Genomic DNA, 17,877 nt, shown 5'->3' with positions numbered 1-17,877 from the left:
TCCCTAACCTCCGGCGCGTGCGTGCGCGTCGTGTGTGCGTCCTGATGATCGGCGTGCGCATTGTGTGTGCGTCGTGATCGGCGTGCGCATTGTGGGTGCGTTCAGATCGTGGAATCCGCTCATTTCGCGATCTGTGCGCACGCAAGACGACGAACCTGCCACATTGCACACTCGACGGGCAGGGCGGCGCCTACGGATCCCGGGGCAGGCCCAGCAGCCGCTCGGCGATGATGTTCAGCTGGATCTCGGAGGTGCCGCCGTAGATCGTGGTCGCGCGGCTGCCCATCAGGTAGCCCACCCAGCGGCCCGGCTCGGTGGATTCGTCGCCGACGATCCCGTCGGTGCCGAAGGAGGCCACCGCGAACTCGGCGTAGCCCTGGCCGGTTTTCATCGCCAATAGCTTGGAGATGGCCGCCGAGGGCATGGCGTCCCCGCCGGCCAGTGTCAGCAGCGTCGAGCGCAGGTTCAGCAGCTTGGCGGCGTGACCCTCGGCGATCAACCGGCCGGCGTGGTTCTGCTCGATCTGGTCGAACTGCCCGTCGCGCAGGAACGCCACGAACTGGTCCAGGTTCGCCAGGAACGGCGGCTCACTGCTGCCGATGGACACCCGCTCGTTGGTCAGGGTGTTGCGGCTGACCTCCCAGCCGCGGTTGACCTCGCCGAGCACCAGATCGTCGGGCACGAACACGTCGTCGAGGAAGACGGTGTTGAACATGGCGTTGCCGGTCAGCTCGCGCAGCGGCTTGACCTCCACACCGGGGCTCTTCATGTCCAGCAGGAAGTAGGTGATGCCCTGGTGCTTCGGCGCCGACGGGTCGGTGCGGGCCAGCAGCGCCCCCCATTCGGAGAACTGCGCGCCGGTGGTCCAGATCTTCTGGCCGGTGATGCGCCAGCCGCCGTCGACCTTGACCGCCTTGGTGGTCAGGCTGGCCAGATCCGAGCCGGCGCCGGGCTCGGAGAACAGCTGGCACCAGATCATCTGGCCGCGGAACGTCACCGGCAGGAAGCGCTGCTGCTGTTCGTCGGTGCCGTAGGCGACGATGGAGGGGATCAGCCAGGCGGCGATGCCCATCATCGGCCGGCGCACCCGGCCGGTGCTGAATTCCTGGGCGATGATGATCTGCTCGACGGGGGTGGCGGCGCGGCCCCACGGGGTGGGCAGGTGCGGCTGCACCCAGCCGCCCTCGGCGATGGCGGTGTCGCGCTCCGGCCCGCTGGGGATCGCCTTGAGCGCGGCGACCTCGGCGCGGATCTCGGTCCGCAGCGCCTCGGTCTCGGGATCCAGGTCGATGTCGATGCCGCGCATCCCGGTGCTGGTCGCGGTGTCGACCACCAACTGCGGGTACTCGGCTGCGCGGCCGAAGCACGCGGCCAGCGCCAGCGCCCGGCGGTAGTACACGTTGGCGTCGTGCTCCCAGGTGAAGCCGATGCCGCCGTGCACCTGGATGCAGTCCTGCGCGCAGTCCTGGGCGGCGACCGGCGCCAGGGTGGCCGCCACCGCGGCGGCGAACTCGTAGTGGCTGTCACCGGATTCATCCAGCGCCCGGGCCGCGTCCCACACCGCGGCGGTGGCCCGCTCGGTGGTGGCGATCATGTGCGCGCACTTGTGCTTGATGGCCTGGAACTGGCCGATCGGGCGGCCGAACTGTTCGCGGATCTTGGCGTAGTCGGCCGCGGTGTCGGTGGCCCAGCGGGAAACCCCGACCGCTTCGGCGGACAGCAGGGTGGACATCAGCGCGCGGGCGCGCTGCCGCGACAGGTTGTTCAGCACCCGGTCGTCGCCGAGTTCGACGGCGTTGGCCCGCACGTCGGCGATCGGCCGTAGCGGATCCAGGCTTTGGCGCTCGACGATCTCCAGTTCGTCGGCGCGCAGCACCATCCATTCCTCGCCGCTGTCGATGGCGACCGGCAGCACCAGCACCGACGCCTGTGCCGCGGCGGGCACCGCGCGGACCTCGCCGCGGATGATCAGCACCTCGTCGTGGCGGGTGGCGGTCAGGCCGGAGTCGATGGCGTAGGCCGCGATGGTGTCGCCGGACGCCAATTCGGCCAGCAGCGCATGATCCGGGTCGTGCGCGGCGATCAGCGCGCTGGCGATGGCCGACGGGACGAACGGGCCGGGCACCGCGCCGTAGCCGAACTCGGCCAGCACGATCGCCAACTCCAGGATTCCGTAGCCCTGCCCGCCAACCGATTCGGCCAGGTGCACACCCTGCAGGCCCTGCTCGGCGGCCGCCCGCCAGTACGGCGGCGGGTTCGGAACCGGGTTCTCCAGGGCCTCGTGCAACACCTCCGACGGTGTCGTGCGCGCCACCAGGGCGCGCACCGAATCGGCCAGGGCGAGGTGTTCTTCGGCGATCGCGATGGGCATGGCGGCCTTCCATTGGCTCTATTAACCGGTTGGTTAGCGAGCCTACTCGGAGCGGCAGGTTGCGCGTTCACAGATCGCGTTGCGACCGTGTCCGAACGCGCCCACGGACGACAGTCGCGGGTTCCAGGGAACTTCCGGGGTCAGGTGCGCGACCATTCCGAGTGTGGAAACGCATCACTTCTGGCCCCGGATCGCCGCCGCCCGGGCGCGCCCGTGATCGACGAACTATGGCTGCGGTGGTTGGTCACCGCGATGTTTCTGATCAGTTCCGCCGAATGCGTCCACCAGTTGGCGACCGGTCGGAATCGTTGGGCTGATCGGGTCAGCCTGATGCTGCATGCGCTGATGGGGGTGGCCATGACGGTGATGGCCTGGCCCGCCGGAGCCGGACTGCCGACTACCGGCCCGATGTTGGTCTTTGCCGCCGCCGCGGCCTGGTTCCTGATCCGAACCCTCGCTGATCGCGGCCACCGGGCCCGCAACGCGTACCACGGCGTGATGATGCTGGCGATGGCGTGGATGTACGCGGTGATGGGCGGCGGCTTGGCGCCGACACCGGCCGACGGCGGAACGTCGGCGATCGGGCACGCCGCGCACCATGGACCGGCGGCCGCGGCCACCGGCGCACAGCATGGGGATCCACCGCTGATCACCGGACTGGACTGGGCTTTCGCGGTCGGATTCGCCGTAGCGGCACTGTGGTGGTTCGCGCGTCCGGCGCTGCGGCGAAGCGCCGGGGTGGGCGCCTCCTGGCGGGTCGGCGCCAATGACATCTGCCAGGCCATGATGGCCGCCGGAATGGCGGTCATGTTCAAAGTGATGCTGTGATGGCGGCTGACGCGTCCGCCTCGACGGGAGGGGACCCCATGACCACGACCCAGATTGCCGTCTCGGCGCGGCGCGCCGACGCCGCGGTGCTCCGCCGGATCTGGCGCCTGCACTTCTGGGTGGGAGTGTTCGCCGCCCCAGCCCTGGTGGTGCTGGCTTTCTCCGGTTTGGTGATTCTCTACAGCGAGCCAATCGAGGCGGCGCTCAACCGGAGCCTGCTGTTGGTCAGCGAGGGGCCCGGCGCGATTCCGTTGGATGACCAGGTCGCCACTGCGCGACAGCACGTGGGGCCGGGCTTCGCGTTAGACGGCGTGGCGCCACCGGCCGGACCGGGCCGCTCCACCCGGGTGGACTTTCTGGCGCCGGACGCCCCTGAGTATCCGGCGGCGGAAAGCGAACTGACGCAAGTGTTTGTCGACCCCTACACCGGCGCCTATCTGGGCCAGCGAGAATCGCTTTCCGGGCTGGTGGGTTTCGCCAACCAGGTGCACCGCATGTTCGGCAACGACGGACCCCAGGTCCCGCTGCCGTCTTTCGGACATCTGATTAATCCGGAGGCCTACCCGGACGCCACCATTGGGGTGGGAGTGGCGAACCTATGGCTTGAGCTGACCGCGATGTGGATCCTGGTGCTGTTGTGCACCGGCGTCTATCTGTGGTGGCCGCGCGCCATCGAAAGCGTCAAACCGCTGCTGCGTGTCCGGTGGGGTAGAGGCGGCCGCATCCGCTGGCGGGACCTGCACGCCAGCCTCGGAATCGTCTTGTCGGTCATGTTGATCTGCCAGATCCTGTCAGGCCTGACCTGGACCAGGTATTGGGGCGAGAACTGGCGGGCCTTTTCTTCCACCGTGGCGCCCTCGCTGAGCGTCGACGCTCCGTCCACCCCGGCCACCATGGGCGACTACGACCGGCTGGGCCGGCGCATCGCGTGGGCCGCCACCGACGACCCGGTCTACGCCTCGGCGCCGGCGGGCCCAGTCGCGGCGAAACTGTCGCTGGCCGACATCGACCGGATCGCCAAGGGCGAGAACATGGTCCCCGGTTACCTGATCATCCCGCCAGCCGACAGCACGGTTGACGGCGACACCGTCTACGGCAGCTACGCCGTGGTGAACCCGTGGCCGCAGCGGCTGTCTGAGCAGCGCACGCTCTTCCTCGACCAGTTCAGCGGGAAGACCATCGCCAACGCCACCGCCGCCCAGGACGGGGCACTGGCCCGGCTGACCAGCTTCGGCATCGACATGCACATGGGATACCAGCTCGGTGTGCTCACCAGGATCACCGCCACCCTGGCCGCGCTGGGCGTGTTGGCGATGGTCGCCACCGGGTTTCTGATGTGGTGGAAACGCCGCCCGAGCGGCAGCGCCGGCCTGCCCGGCCCGCTGAACCCGAAAATCCGAGCGGCCACCCCGAAACGCGTGGTGATCGGTGTCGGCGCCGCGGCGGTGGTCCTGGGGGTGTTGTTCCCGGCCTTCGGGGCGTCTGTGCTGCTGGTGTTCGCCGTGGACCGGCTCGTCGACCGACAGCGCCGGAAGCCGCTGGGCGATCAGACGGCTGGTGGCATCGGCGAACACTTGGCCGACGCCGACGCCGACGCCGACGCCGACGCCGCGCCGATGACGGCCAAGCGGTGACGGCGCCCGAGCGCGTTGACTTCGGGGCCGGCACCGCCGATGTTCACGCCGGGTGGTGCAAACGGTGTTCCAACAGCGGGTTGTTCTGCAGCTGCCGTAGCGCCTTGGCGCCCGCCAGCACCCCGAGGTCGGCCAGCGGCTCGATCAGGATCACGACGATGTACGCCGAGCCGAAGGTGGCGATGTCGCGGATCGTCTGCGCGGAGAAGCCCTCGCCATAGAGGGCCCAGAACGCCACCCACGCGACCACTCCCGCCTGGTAGCTCACCGACAGGGCAAGCACCTGACGGTATTTCAGGTCGACGTAGGGAGTGCGCGGTGCGATCACCTTGGACGCCACCGCCTGCAGCGCGAATAACGGCACCAGCAAAGTGGTCACGTTCATGCCGTACTGGGGCAGGTCGAACGGGGCGAAGAACACGCCCTGCAGCAGCAGTCCGCCAGCGAGGCCGAGCGCGGCTGGTCCGGGTCCGAACAGCAAGAACAGTGTCGAGCCGAGGATTAGGTGAACCTCGGACACCCCCACCGGATAATGCGGGAACACTTCGAAGAAGACGAAAACCAACCCGGTGGTCGCCAGAACTCGCATGACCAGGGCGCCGACGCCGCGCTCCTTAGCCAACTGGGTAGCCAGCCACAGTGCGTAGGCGCCGGCCCCGGTCGCGGTCAGATAGCTCAGGATGATCTTGGGGCCCTCAACGACCCCCGGTTCGATATGCAACGGAACGGACCTTTCTGTGTTTCGTCCCCGACGACGGGTTGTCTCGGGGTGCGTTTAAAGACGCTGAGAGCCGAGCACTTGTGATTTCGGCACGTCACAGCTCGATGGGTGGGCGTGGCCACGGCGACGGGGCCGGGCGGGACCGCACCACCTGCGGCCACCAGAACCATCGTCCCAGCAGGGCGGCGATGGCCGGGGTCATGAATGACCGGATCACCAGCGTGTCGAACAGCAGCCCGAGCCCGATGGTGGTGCCGATCTGGGCCACCACCCGCAGTTCGCTGACGGCCATCGACATCATGGTGAAGGCGAAAACCAGTCCCGCCGAGGTGACCACCGAACCCGTTCCGCCCATCGCCCGGATGGCGCCGGTCTTCAGCCCCGCGTGAATCTCCTCCCGGAACCGAGACACCAGCAGCAGGTTGTAGTCCGCGCCGACCGCCAGCAGCACGATCAGCGCCATGGCCATCACCATGAAGTGCAGATCCAGGCCAATGATGTGCTGCCACACCAACATCGACAATCCGAACGCCGCGCCGAGGGACAGTGCGACGGTGCCGACGATCACCGCGGCCGCGACCAGGCTGCGGGTGATGACCAGCATGATGATGAAGATCAGGCTCATCGCCGACAATCCGGCGACCCACAGGTCATAGACGTTTCCGTCGCGCATGTCCTTGAAGACCGACGCCGTGCCGGCCAGGCTGACCTTGGAGCCTTCCAGCGGCGTGCCCTTCATCGCTTCTCTCGCCGCCAGTTTGACGCGCTCAATGCGCTCAATGCCTTCGGCGGTCAGCGGATCGCCGTCGTGGGTGACGATGAACCGGATCGCGTGGCCGTCCGGGGAGACAAAGTTTCTCATGCCCTTCGCGAAATCCGGGTTGTCGAAGGTCTCCGGCGGCAGGTAGAAGGTGTCGTCATTGTTCGCGTCGTTGAAAGCCCGGCCCATCGCGGTCTGGCCCCGGGCCATCGCGTCGCCGTGGTCCTGCACGCCCTGCTGCGTCGAGGTGCTTTGCGACAGCAGGTTTCTGGTGTTCCGCAGCGTCTCGATCTGGCCTGGCAATTGCCCCAGCAGCGCCGGGGTCAGTTCGTCGAACCGGTCCAGCTCCGCCAGCAGCGCCTGCGCATCGGTGCTCAGGGTGTCCGCGCCGTCGAGCGCGTCGAACACCGAACGCATCGACCAGCATGCGGGGATGTTGTAGCAGTGCGGCTCCCAATACAGATAGTTGCGCAGCGGCCGGACGAAATCATCGAAGTCACCGAGGTGGTCGCGCAGCGCCGCAACATCGCTCACCATCTGGTGGGTCTTGGCGACCATGCTGTGGGTGACCTCGGCGGTCTGGGCGATCAGCGCCTGCATGCGCGTCAGAGTGTCGATGGTGGCGGTGACGTCTTCGATCTGCTGTTGCGCCCCGCCGGTCAGGCGCCGCAGGTGGGCTTCATTGAGCGCTTGCGGGGCCCCTGTCATGCTCAGCTGCGCCGGCAGAGTGCTGAACTTCAGCGGTTTGCCGTCGGGGCGGGTGATCGCTTGAACGCGGCTGATGCCGGGCAGCCGCGCCACCGCTTTCGCGATCTTGTCCAGCACCAGGAAATCCGCGGGATTGCGGACATCCCGATCGGCTTCGACGAGCAGGAATTCCTGGTTCATCCGGGCTGCGGAGAAATGCCGCTCCGCGGCGGCGTCGCCGGCCATCGCCGGCAGCGTGTCCGGAACGTAGTTGCGCTCGTTGTAGTTGGTGCGGTAACCCGACAACGTCAGCAGCCCGATCAGCGAGACGGCCACCGTGGCAAGCAGCACCGGCGCCGGCCAGCGCACGACCAGCGCGCCGACTTTGCGCCAACCGCGGATCCGCATGGCGCGGCGGGGTTCCAGCCGGCCGAACCGGGTGGCCACCGCGACGGTGGCCGGACCCAGCGTCACCGCCGCGCAAACCGCGACAACCATGCCGGCCGCCAACGGGACGCCGAGCGTCTGGAAGTAGGGCAGCCGGGTGAAATGCAGGCAGAGGGTGGCCCCGGCGATGGTCGACCCGGAGGCGATGATGACGTGCGTCGTGCCGCGAAACATGATGTTGTACGCGGTTTCTGGATCCTGGCCTGCGGTCCGGGCTTCCTGGTAGCGGCCCACCAGGAAAATGGCGTAGTCGGTGGCCGCGGCGATCGTCAGGGTCACCAGCAGATTGGTGACAAAGGTGGTCAGGCCGAACACGTGGTGATAGGCCAGCAGCGCCACCACGCCCCGGGCGGCCTGCAACGTCAGCAGCACCATGGCCAACACGATGAGGACCGTTCCGATCGACCGGTAGACCAACACCAGCATGGTCGTGATCACCACGAAGGTGAGGATGACGATGATCGCTGCGCTGCGGTCGCCGGCCTCCAGCTCATCGGCGGCCAACGCCGCCGGGCCGGTGACAAAAGCCTGCACCCCGGGCGGCGCCAGGGTGCCCGAGACGATCTCCTGCACGGCGCGCACCGACTCGTTCGCCAGCGGCTCGCCCTGGTTGCCGACCAGGTACACCTGAACGTAGGCGGCCATACCGTCCTCGCTCTGCACGCCCGCCGCGGTCAGCGGGTCGCTCCACAGATCCTGGACGAACTCGATGTGGTCGTGGTCGGCGTTGAGCTGCCGGACCACCGATTCATAGAAATCGTGGGCCTCGGCGTCCAGCGGCTGATGGCCCTCCACCACGATGGTCACCGAACTGTCGGAGCGGAATTCCCCGAACACTTCGCCGATCCGCTTCATGGCGGTGACCGACGGCGCGTAAGAGGGGTTCATCGACACCGCCCGCATCTGTCCGACGGCTTCCAACGGCGGAATGACGATGCTGACCGCGGCGACGAACGCGACCCAGGCGACGATGACGGGGACGGCGAACCGGCGGATCCACCGGGAGGCGCCGGATCGCTGACGCGGCAAAGGCGACTGTCGGAGTCCTACGGTCACGGGGTGTCTGCCGGACCGCTCATCGGCGTGTCAGTCGGAGTTCCTGGAGCTTGGCAGAACGCGCTGGGCGCGGCGGCGAACCGCCGAAAAGTGTTGACGTTTATCATATTTCACTGTCATCTGGTCCATCCTGTGACAATCGCAACCGTCCTGGACATCCACCGAAGCAACGCGCGCAGGGGGCCTCTCCGATCTGCGTCGTCGGGATCGGCGATGGGCGAGGTGATTTCGATCCGCTCGGCGGCCTGGTATCCGGCGCGCTCCACCGCCTGGCGCAGCTGTTCGACGGTGACGCCCGGCGCGGCGTCGACGGAGGCGATCTTGGTGGCGATCTTGACCGTGGCGCGCACGCCGCCAATCCTGTTCAGGGCTTTCTCCAGGCGTCGTGCGCACATCACGCACGTCATGCCGGTCACATCCAATTCGATGCGGCGGCTGGCCATTTCATCCTGCGGAGCTGCCAACTCGGTCAAGGCGCTGTCCCTTCTCAAAACACCGGTGTTTCCCGAGTTCTCAGTCGTCGGTCACGACGGGAAAGTTCCCGAGTTCTGCGGCGCGACTGTCCCCAGCAGCTCCCGCAGCGGGCCGGGGGGCGCTTGGAGCTCGGTGACCGACCGGATGTCGAGTTCGACCGCGGGACGCTGGGCCAGGAACTCGGCGTAGGTGCGGCCGCCGAGCAGCGCGCCCAGGGACAGCCAGCCATCGATGATGGACCAGCGCTGCGGGTGGCGGCGCGCCCACGAACTGGTGTCCAGGCGGTGTTTCCACTCGGCGGCGTCCATCGCCCGATCGGCGAAACCGGCCAGGAACTCGCGGTAGTCGACCACCGTGCCGCGCAGAGCGGTGATGTCGCGGCCCAGCCGAGGCAGGGTGTCCCCGTCGGCCAATCGGCTCAAGATCGCCTGCGCCGCAGCCCGCCCGGTCGTCACCTCTTCCCGTGCCGACAGCAGCGGCCGGGCCCCGAGCGCGGCGCAGGCGTCGACAATCGACACCAGGATGTCGTTCGACTCGGCCAGCTGGGCGGGCTCGCCGAGCACTCGGGGCAGCCGCACCATGGTGAAGTCGAGATCCTCGGGGGCGTCGGCCATCGCCAACTCGGCCACCGCCTTGACCGCCGCGTACGGATAGGGGGCCTGGCGGGGATCCACGACGCGCGCCGCGCAGACATCGTCGACCAGCACCGAAGTGGACAGGTGCACCAGGCTCACCGACCGGCGCAGGCAGGCGTCGATGGTGATGGGGACGATGTCCAGATTGGCCGGACGCAGGTCGGCGTACGGGGCCAGCATGTCGGCGCTGCCGATGCAATTGACCAGGGCGGCCGCGCCGGTGTCGCGCAGCAGCGCGTCGATCTGCGCCGGGCCGAAACCCTGCGGCATCCGCTCCAGCCGCACTCCGGGGGCGCTCGCCAGCGCCGACCAGGGATCTCCGTCGGGCAGCGCCGAGCGCATCGCCAGCACCACCTCCGGGTGCGTGGCGCCGCTTCGGCGTGCGTCCAGCACAGCCTCGGCGAAGCCGCGTCCCAGGGTGCCCGACGCGCCGAGCACCACGATCGTGTCGGATCGGGTGAGCGCCGGTTCGGCGGCGACGCGCGGCAGCGCGCGCCGCCGCTCGACGGCCCGCATGTCGGCGTCAACCTCGGCGACGGTCTCCTGTGGCATGGTGGTCGCGTTGTTCGGCGTGGCCTCGGCGAGGTTGGCCGCGGTGTCGGCGCTGATCAGATCGAAGATGGACAGCTGCCAGCCGAGGAGCTGCCGGGTGGGGGGCAGGATCTTGATCAGGTCCAGCGAGCCGACACCTTCGTCGAGCAGCGAAGATCCGACGCCGATCGGCCTGCCGAGCGCGGCGCCCCATAGGTCGGCCAGTGCGCCCGCGAGCCGTTCGGCTTCGCCGTCCCCCGCCGCGCTGCCGCCGGTCGGTTCCGGCAACGCGGTCCGGTCCACCTTCCCACCGAGCTTTCGGGGGATGGCGGCGATGCCGGCCACGAAGTACGAGGGCACCCCCGCCGCGGCCAGGACCGCCCGGACCCGGGCGGCGGTGGCCGGATCCGCGCCCTCGGCGCGACTGCGATGGGTGCTGAACCACACGCCCAGGGCGCCGTCGGCGACCTCCACCGCGAGATCGGTGATTTCGGTGTCGGCGCCGATGCGCCGGCTGATGTCGGCGGTGTCGATCCGGCGCCCGGATATCTTCACCAGCGCGTCCCGGCGCCCGCGGAACACCGGGTGGCCGTCGGCGACGGCCACCCGGTCGCCGGTGGCGTAGGCGCGCCACCGGGTTCCGTCGGCGGCCACGACGGCGCCGAACGCCTCAGCGTCGGCGCCGAGATACCCGGCGGCGACCAGCTCGCCGATGATGACGACCTCGCCGAAGGCGATGTGGACGGTGTTTGCGACCAGCGGGCGGCCCAGCCGTGAGCGCACGCCGGGGTCATGTCCGGGCGGCAGCGGAAGATAGCTGGCGATCACCGTCGTCTCGGTGGGACCGTAGGTGGAGATCAGCGAAATCGCCGCGGTGGCAGGAGATTTGCACCAATTGTCGACGGCGCTGCTGCGAACCGGCTCACCGCCTATGACCAGCTGGCGCAGCGCAGTGCCGCCCAGGCTCGCGATCGCGTCCGGGTCGTCGCACAGCAGGTGCCACAGTGCTGTCGGCAGGTCCGCCACGGTCGCCCGGGTGGACAGCAGGTCGCGGCACAGGGCCTGGAGATCGCCGGAACGGGTGGCGGTGGACCGGCGCAGCCGGGCGCCGGCGGACACCGCCCCGAAGATCTCCTCGACGCTGATGTCGGAGGTCAACGGCGCGCACTGCAGCACCGTGTCCGACGGCCCCCAGCCGTAGGCGGCCCCGATCCCGTCGCAGAACCCGGCCAGCGCGCCGTGGCTGATCCGCACCAGCTTCGGTTCGCCGGTGGATCCCGAGGTCGGCATGACGTAGGCGGTCCGCCGGCTCAGCTCGGGGTCGGCGGCGACCGCCGCGAGCCGCGCGGCGACCCGGCCGGCCGTGGCGTCGTCGACGTCGAGCCGCAACGACACGGCCGCGGGGTGCACCACGCGGGCCGCGAAACCGGACTCCGCGATCCGCCGGGCGCGTGCCGCCGCCTGCTCGGCGGTGTCGCACGGGCTGTACGCGCAGCCGGCGAGGTGACACGCCAGCAGCAGGTCCACGGTCCGGTCGGTGTTGTCGTCGGTGAGCACCAGCACTTCGCCGGGCGCGGTCTGCGCGGCCTCCAGCCAGGCCAGCCAGGGTCGCAGCCGGGAGAGGTCCAATGCGGCCGGGCGCATCGGATCGGCGAACCATGCCGGGGCCGTCCCCGGCGCCGGGGCGGCCTGCTCTCCGTCGGCCAGGGTCCCGCCGTCGGTCAGCACCTGCCACTGCCCGACGGTCGCGGCGACTGGGCGTTCCCAGCCGGTGGCGAAGGAGCCCAGCGCTCCGGCGATCCGTTCGCCGACCCCGCGGTGCGTCGTCGCCGGCGCGTCCTCCCGGTTCCAGATTGTGATCTGCAGCCGGCGCTCGACGTCGTCGACGACGGCGGCGACGGTCAGGCTTTCGATCGGGCCGATATCGGTGGTCGCCGGCGGTTCGGTCAAATGCGGGCGCAGCGCCGGCGCGCACGGCGCGGCCAGGAAATTCAGTGTCAGCGCCTCGACGCCGGTGGTCCGGTTGATCGCCAGATACATCCGGCGGTACCGCTCCTCGCGCAACCATCGCCGCCGCAGCGCTTTGACGTAGCCGCGGTCCATTCCCGAAACCACGTCGCCGACGGAGTCGAACGGCGCAAACCGGACCTTCTGGGCGATCGAGTTGACCAAGCAGGAGGCGACGTCCAGCGCCGCCTCGCCGAATCGGTTGTCGATGGCGTGCACCACGAGGATGTCGGTGCCCGACCGCGCACCCGCGTCGACCGCCACCGCCGCCGCAGCGACCAGCACGTTCAATGGGACTTCGCGCTCGTCGGCCAGCGCCTGCAACGCCTCATAATCGGCGCCGTCGACGGTGGCCACCTCGGTCAGCACCCCGCGCGAGGCATGGCCGGGTGTCTGTCCGGCGGGAACAACGTCGGCTCGCGCGTCGGCCGCCAACTCGCGCGCGGTCACCGCGGCCAGCCGCTCCAGCGCCTCGTCGATACGGTCCGCCTCGTGCCGGTGCGCCTCCTGCAGCGCGCTGAACCCCTCGGCGGTGGAGGCGAAGTCGGTGTCACCGGCCAGCGCTCGACCGAGGTGTTCTTCGACGACGCCGGTGCCCCCGCCGTCGAGCAGGATGTGGTGGCAATAGGCGTCCAGGCCGCACACCGCGCCGTCGCGGCTCGTTCGGATGATATAGCGGACCAGCGGCGCTCCGGCCAGGCCGGTTTCCCAGGCCGCGCACAGATCCGCGGCGGCGGCGCACTCGGCGCCGTCGGCGCAGACCTCGACGAGGTCCTCCGCGCGGAGTTTGCGCCGCAGCGCGGGATAGTCGTCGCCGTTGGGTTCCAGCACGCACAGGTGGATCGGGTTCGCGCGGATCGTTGCTTTCAGCGCCGAGAGCACGGCAGCAACCCCGACGGGGCGGAAACGGTAGCGGCGGCCGATCAGGTACAACCGCGGATCGCCGTCCTGTAGCACGCCGTTGTAGATATTTCGCTGGGACCGGCTCAGCGCAACACGGGTCACCGGCGCTCCAGTTCGCGGACCCAGCCGGCCACCGTCAGATGGTCGGCCAGCCGCCGCGGAAGCTCAGATTCGCGGTCCACGCCGAGACGTTTCATCAACAGCACGAAACGCACCGAGTCCAGCCCGAGGTCGCGTAGGTCGGTGTCGTCGCCATCGGCGAAATCCGTCTCGTCGACGTAGAGCACGTCGGCGAGGGCGGCCATGATGCGCTCGCGTTGATTCTTAGCCACCCGTCGGCGCCCCATCCGCCGCCGCGGCCAACTCGGCCCGGATCACCTTGCCCGAAGCCGTGCGGGGAATCTCGGTGACGGCGCAGATCCGCGCCGGCCGCGCCATGGGCTCGGATTCCTGCCGGAACCGCGCGGCGATGGCCTGTTTGAGTCGGCGGATCTGCTTGGCGTCGAGTTCGGCGGTCGGAACCACCGCCAGCCCGATCAGCGCTCCGAACTCCGGATCCGGAATCTCGAAGCAGGCGGCCTGACGCACCCCGGGAACTCTCTCGGCGATCCGATCGACCTCGTCGGGCGCCACGTTGACCCCACCGGAGATGATCATCTCCGACGCGCGGCCACGGATGTAGAAGTAGCCATCGTCGTGTTGTTCGAGCAGGTCTCCGGTGTTCACCCAGCCGTCGACCAGCACTTCGGCGGTCTTTTCCGGATTGTCCCAGTATCCCAGCATGTTCGCCGGTGAGTTGACCCAGAGTGTCCCAGCCGAGTCCAGCCGTGTCTGCACGCCCGGATAGGGCCGGCCAACGGCGCTCGCCGCGATTCGGTCGATCGATCCATCTCCGGTGGGCAGACACAGTGCGGTGCAACCGGTTTCGCTCAGGCCGTAGACCTGGGCCGTGCGGACACCCGCGGTTTCCACCTGGTCGATGTCCGAGGCGACTGCCCGTGAGCCGCCGTATCCGAGCAGCCGCAGTGATTGCGGCAGGTCCGCGCCGGTGGCCTTCTGCTCGGCGACCAGGCGGGTGATCAGGGTGGGCACCAGGCACGCGGTGGCAACCTGATGCCGTTCGAGGATCTCCAGCAGCGAGGTGGTGTCCTCACCGCCGGTGACGCAGACGCTGCCGTGCATCAGACAGTTCAAAATCCACCAGAGTCCGCCGATGTGGGTGGCCGGCAGCGGGGAATAGGTCGTTTCCCCGGGCTCCCAATCGACCCAGCTCAGCCGCTCGGCCGCCAGGATGTCCGCGATGGCGTAGAAGGTCCGGTTGGGGAGCAGGACCGCCTTGGGCTCTCCGGTTGTGCCGCTGGTGAAGATCATGGCCAGTGGATCGTCGGCTGCGCTGTCGGGAAGATCCTCGCTTCCCGCGACGCGAGCCGAATCGGCTGGCCCGGAGCCGATTCCGATATCGATCAGCGGCAGTCCGCGCAGACTGTCTGGAAGATCCGCGGCGCGGAGTCTGGCGCCGGGGGCGATCGCCACCGCCGACGGAGTGGTGATCTCGGCGAATCGCGCGATGGTGGCCGGCGGCAGAGCTCCGTCGGCCATCACCGCGATCACACCGGTGCGGGCGCAGGCCAGCACGCCCAGGTAGGTCTGCGGCCCGTTGTCGGAGACAATGAGCACCCGGTCTCTCCGGCCGATCGAGGCGGCCGCGAAATCCGCTGCGATCCGGCCGGTTTGAGAGTCCAACTGGCCATACCGCACGGTGCCGGAGTGATCGCAGCGCCGCAACGCGACATCATCGGGGTGGTTGGCGGCTTCTGCGGCGATTCGCCGCCACACCGCTGAGCTCTGTGCCATCGGTGGCGGTTGCTCCTTCTCGGACGGGGATGGGCTAGGGAATGTTGAGCGCGGCCAGTTCGACTTCGGCGCACGCGAATCCGCCGCTCTGGTCCCAGAATTCGATTTCGCAGGGGACTTTCAGGTAGCGCCAGGTGCGTGCGACCACCTCGAAGTCCTTGCACAGCAGCCGGGCCCAGAACTGGCTCGCGTTGATGGGCCGTTTGAATCGCCCGGAGAAGTTCTTGATGAGCATGCTGGGAAGCTGGTAGTTGAAGTAGTCCTCGATCGACCACCCCCGCAGTTCGGGGATTTCGCCACGGACCACCGCGGGCGCGAAGGCGCTGTAGGCGATCTGGTTGAAGCAGATCGTCAGCTCGGCGGCGTTGAAATGCCCGGTGGACCGGATGTAGGCGGAGTCGGAGATGGTGAACCGGCCCACCGAGAACACCGATGTCTCGGTGGCCCGGTACTGAGCGTCGAGCAGGTAGCGGCAGCCCTTGTGGGTGTACGGCTCGAGGACCCGTTCCAGCAGGTCGTCGCTGATCGGCTCCAGGTCGGTTGTGTCGATCTGGGCCTGTGCGACGGGGCTGGGCGCGGCGGCGCTCACGCGGGGTACCCGGGGGTCTCGAGCCCGTCCAGCATGGTCAGCCGGTGCGTGGTGAGGGTTCCCGAGGAGGCGCCGTGCTTGGCGCGGTGCATCAACACCCGGTTGTCCCACACCACGATGTCGCCCACCTCGTAGTGCTGGGTGTGGATGAACGGCGAGTTGAACTCGGGGTCGAGCTGGCCGGTCGCCCCCATCAGGCCGTCCAGAATGGCCGGATCCAGCGCATTGCCCTCGGCGTCCTCGATCTTGTTGGTGCCGGATGCGCAGATGTAGAGGATCTCCTGGCCGGTCTTGGGGTGCCGGATCACCGTCGGCCACGTGATGGGCGGGGTGGTCCGGGTGATCTCGTCCCACACCTCGCCGATCGGCCGGAAGACGTCGTCGGGCCGGATCTTGATGTGCCGCCTCGGGTCATGGGTGGCGAACGTGCCGCGGGCGAGCGCCCGCTGCGACTCGGGCAATGATTCCCAGACCCTGTTCAGATCGATGAAGTATGTGCCGCGGTCGGCGCCGGGGACCGTGAGCGGGACCACCATGGTGAACGCGAACGGCTCCGGCATGAACATATAGTCGATGTGCCAGAAAGCGCCGGTCTTGGGAACACCCTGGCCCTGTTCGGTGGACGAGACGAAGATTTCTGGGAAGTCCTTGTGGTGGTAGATCGGCTCGTAATAGGTCACCACCTCGCCGAGGACTCGCCCCAGCCGCAGGAATTGCTCCGGGGTGGGGTGGACGTCTTTGAGGACGATCAGCTTGTTGGCGTAGACGAGGTCGCGAAGTTCGTCCCGGTCGATCTCGCCGAAGCGCGCCGGGTCGAGCCCGGTGACTGAGGCTCCGATGCCTTCGCCTTTGACGTTCAATGACATATTCGCGAACCTTCCTTCGGGGTCTTACGGTGCTAGGTCGTCCGCCGGGCCGGCGGGGTTCCCGGTGGTTTCCGGGGCGGCGGTCCAGCTCGACGGCAGTAGTGGGGCTTGCTTGGCCGCCGGCATTCGCGCCCACCCGGTCGAATCGGCGTCGAGGCGCTCCGCGGGCGCTGGGGGCAGCGCCCCTGATCGCCCAGCGCGCACGGCGCCCTGGCTGCTGGCGGCGGCCGATGTCGAGGACGTTTCGGGCTCCGAAGTTGGGGTGTCCTCGGCGCTGTCGAGGTCGGCGTACTCGTACCGAGGGCCTTTGAGATCGGCGTGCTGGGGCCTTCGCCTGCGTGCGCGCTGCTGGGCCCGTGACGCGGCGCTGGCCGCGGCCACCGCGGCGATTTCGGCGGGCAGGGGGTTTGCGCCGCGCGCCTGCGTGGTCGGCCCGAAGGATTCACGCGGGGGGTCGAAGGTGTGGACGGCGTACAGCAGGGTGGGGGCCGGGGCGGCGGTCGAGGCGGCTGGGGCCGCCGACGGGCTGGGCGCAGGCGCGGCGGTGGACGCGCCGGCGGTCGCGGTGGGCGGCGGGCTCAGAAGCACCCCGCTCGGCGGATTCTGTTCGGCGGTGGTTCGGCCGCCGTCGTGGCCGGGCGCCTCGGCGGGGATCTGCGGCGCCGGCGCCCTCATCAGCAGCCCCAGGGCGCCCAGGGCGCTCAGCGCGCTGAGCGCCGGAGCGAAGAACGGCAGCAGCAGCAGCGAATACGACGCGTAGTAGGGATACCACAGCACGTCGTAGAGCAGCAGCGCGATGCCCGCCAGAATGACGGCGGTCGTGGGATCAAGGCCGAGGCTCTCGAAATAGTTCAGGAAGTGGCCGTACGGGTCGGCGATGAAATCGCCGATGTTCTGCGCGAACTGTTCGATTTGCGACCACAGATCCTGGGAGCTTGAGTTCTCGGCCTTGAGAATGGTCGGCGCCGTAGTCGTCGAGGGCGTCGCGGCTGTGGAGGCTGTCGTCACGGCTTGATAGGTGGACATGGTGGTGGCGGCCTGGACCCACATGCGGGCGTAGTCGGCTTCGTTGACCGCGATGGGAATCGTGTTGATGCCGAGAAAATTGGTGGCCAGCAGCACGCCGTGGACGGTGTGGTTGGCGGCCAGTTCGACCAGCGTCGGCATGGTCGCCAGGGCTGCGGTGTAGGCGGCGGAGGAGGTCTCCAGCTGCGCCGCGGTGACCGCGCTGTCGGCCGAGGCCTGCTCCAGCCAGGCCAGATAGGGGACATGCGCCGCGAGGTAGCCGGCCGCACTCGGGCCCTGCCAGGCGGCGGACGACACCGCGGCGAGGATCGCTGCGAGTTCGGCGGCGGCGGCGCTGTATTCCGCGCTCAGGCCGGCCCACTGGGCGGCGGCGGCCAGCAGCGACGCCGGACCGGGGCCGCCGCTGAGCATCGCCGAATGAACCTCCGGCGGTGAGGCCATCCAGATGGGGGCGGACAAAGCCGGCCTCCTTCCCCTACCGCGTGTAG

12 protein-coding genes are annotated in these 17,877 nt (G+C 68.9%); 2 read left to right on the top strand and 10 right to left on the bottom strand.

The annotated features are described in order from the left end of the window. Window positions 1–190 precede the first annotated feature (190 nt). Window positions 191–2,371, bottom strand: coding sequence for an acyl-CoA dehydrogenase family protein (locus L2Z93_RS18000; protein WP_090588788.1), 2,181 nt, complete (start codon window positions 2,369–2,371; stop codon window positions 191–193). A 252-nt stretch (window positions 2,372–2,623) separates the two neighbouring features. Between L2Z93_RS18000 and L2Z93_RS17995 the strand changes: the two genes are divergently transcribed. Together L2Z93_RS17995 and L2Z93_RS17990 are read left to right on the top strand one after the other, a co-directional pair. After that, window positions 2,624–3,199: a DUF5134 domain-containing protein gene (locus tag L2Z93_RS17995; RefSeq protein WP_260575696.1), complete on the top strand. Its 576-nt coding sequence runs from the start codon at window positions 2,624–2,626 to the stop codon at window positions 3,197–3,199. 38 nt (window positions 3,200–3,237) lie between these two features. Continuing rightward, entirely contained in the window at window positions 3,238–4,833 is a 1,596-nt protein-coding gene (locus L2Z93_RS17990) for a PepSY-associated TM helix domain-containing protein (RefSeq protein WP_090588786.1), read from the top strand. Window positions 4,834–4,876: 43 nt separating this feature from the next. Here L2Z93_RS17990 and L2Z93_RS17985 read toward each other — a convergent pair whose 3' ends face one another. The 9 genes from L2Z93_RS17985 to L2Z93_RS17945 form a co-directional block, all read right to left on the bottom strand. Further along, window positions 4,877–5,554, bottom strand: a complete 678-nt coding sequence (locus tag L2Z93_RS17985) for an energy-coupling factor ABC transporter permease (protein ID WP_090588785.1) — start codon at window positions 5,552–5,554, stop codon at window positions 4,877–4,879. 94 nt (window positions 5,555–5,648) lie between these two features. Then, the gene (locus L2Z93_RS17980; protein ID WP_272938669.1) at window positions 5,649–8,477 is read right to left on the bottom strand and encodes an MMPL/RND family transporter; all 2,829 of its coding nucleotides are present in this window, start codon (window positions 8,475–8,477) and stop codon (window positions 5,649–5,651) included. Window positions 8,478–8,620: 143 nt separating this feature from the next. Continuing rightward, window positions 8,621–8,977, bottom strand: a complete 357-nt coding sequence (locus L2Z93_RS17975) for a heavy-metal-associated domain-containing protein (protein WP_128111784.1) — start codon at window positions 8,975–8,977, stop codon at window positions 8,621–8,623. 51 nt (window positions 8,978–9,028) lie between these two features. Continuing rightward, window positions 9,029–13,156 carry an AMP-binding protein gene (locus L2Z93_RS17970; protein WP_162561901.1) on the bottom strand — a complete coding sequence of 1,376 codons (4,128 nt, stop codon included), beginning with the start codon at window positions 13,154–13,156 and terminating at the stop codon, window positions 9,029–9,031. After that, entirely contained in the window at window positions 13,153–13,401 is a 249-nt protein-coding gene (locus L2Z93_RS17965; protein WP_090588782.1) for an acyl carrier protein, read from the bottom strand. Before L2Z93_RS17965 ends, L2Z93_RS17970 begins: the two co-directional genes overlap by 4 nt. Continuing rightward, window positions 13,379–14,890: a fatty acid--CoA ligase FadD10 gene (gene fadD10 / locus L2Z93_RS17960; RefSeq protein ID WP_370745822.1), complete on the bottom strand. Its 1,512-nt coding sequence runs from the start codon at window positions 14,888–14,890 to the stop codon at window positions 13,379–13,381. The genes L2Z93_RS17965 and fadD10 overlap by 23 nt, the downstream gene beginning before the upstream one ends. Before the next feature lie 52 nt (window positions 14,891–14,942). Continuing rightward, window positions 14,943–15,497, bottom strand: a complete 555-nt coding sequence (locus L2Z93_RS17955) for an FcoT family thioesterase (protein WP_370745820.1) — start codon at window positions 15,495–15,497, stop codon at window positions 14,943–14,945. Further along, window positions 15,494–16,363: a (3R)-3-[(carboxymethyl)amino]fatty acid oxygenase/decarboxylase gene (gene scoE, locus L2Z93_RS17950; protein ID WP_090588780.1), complete on the bottom strand. Its 870-nt coding sequence runs from the start codon at window positions 16,361–16,363 to the stop codon at window positions 15,494–15,496. Before scoE ends, L2Z93_RS17955 begins: the two co-directional genes overlap by 4 nt. Before the next feature lie 24 nt (window positions 16,364–16,387). Then, the gene (locus L2Z93_RS17945; protein WP_128111785.1) at window positions 16,388–17,848 is read right to left on the bottom strand and encodes a PPE family protein; all 1,461 of its coding nucleotides are present in this window, start codon (window positions 17,846–17,848) and stop codon (window positions 16,388–16,390) included. Between the last annotated feature and the right edge of the window lie 29 nt (window positions 17,849–17,877).

It is taken from the genome of Mycolicibacterium brumae (genome assembly GCF_025215495.1).
GTDB classification, from domain to species: domain Bacteria; phylum Actinomycetota; class Actinomycetes; order Mycobacteriales; family Mycobacteriaceae; genus Mycobacterium; species Mycobacterium brumae.
This window is presented reverse-complemented; position numbering and strand designations above follow the sequence as displayed.

Coding starts and splice junctions, on each gene's coding strand:
- L2Z93_RS18000 (WP_090588788.1), bottom strand. CDS start 2,371: ATGCCCATCGCGATCGCCGAAGAACACCTCGCCCTGGCCGATTCGGTG.
- L2Z93_RS17995 (WP_260575696.1), top strand. CDS start 2,624: ATGTTTCTGATCAGTTCCGCCGAATGCGTCCACCAGTTGGCGACCGGT.
- L2Z93_RS17990 (WP_090588786.1), top strand. CDS start 3,238: ATGACCACGACCCAGATTGCCGTCTCGGCGCGGCGCGCCGACGCCGCG.
- L2Z93_RS17965 (WP_090588782.1), bottom strand. CDS start 13,401: ATGGGGCGCCGACGGGTGGCTAAGAATCAACGCGAGCGCATCATGGCC.
- scoE (WP_090588780.1), bottom strand. CDS start 16,363: ATGTCATTGAACGTCAAAGGCGAAGGCATCGGAGCCTCAGTCACCGGG.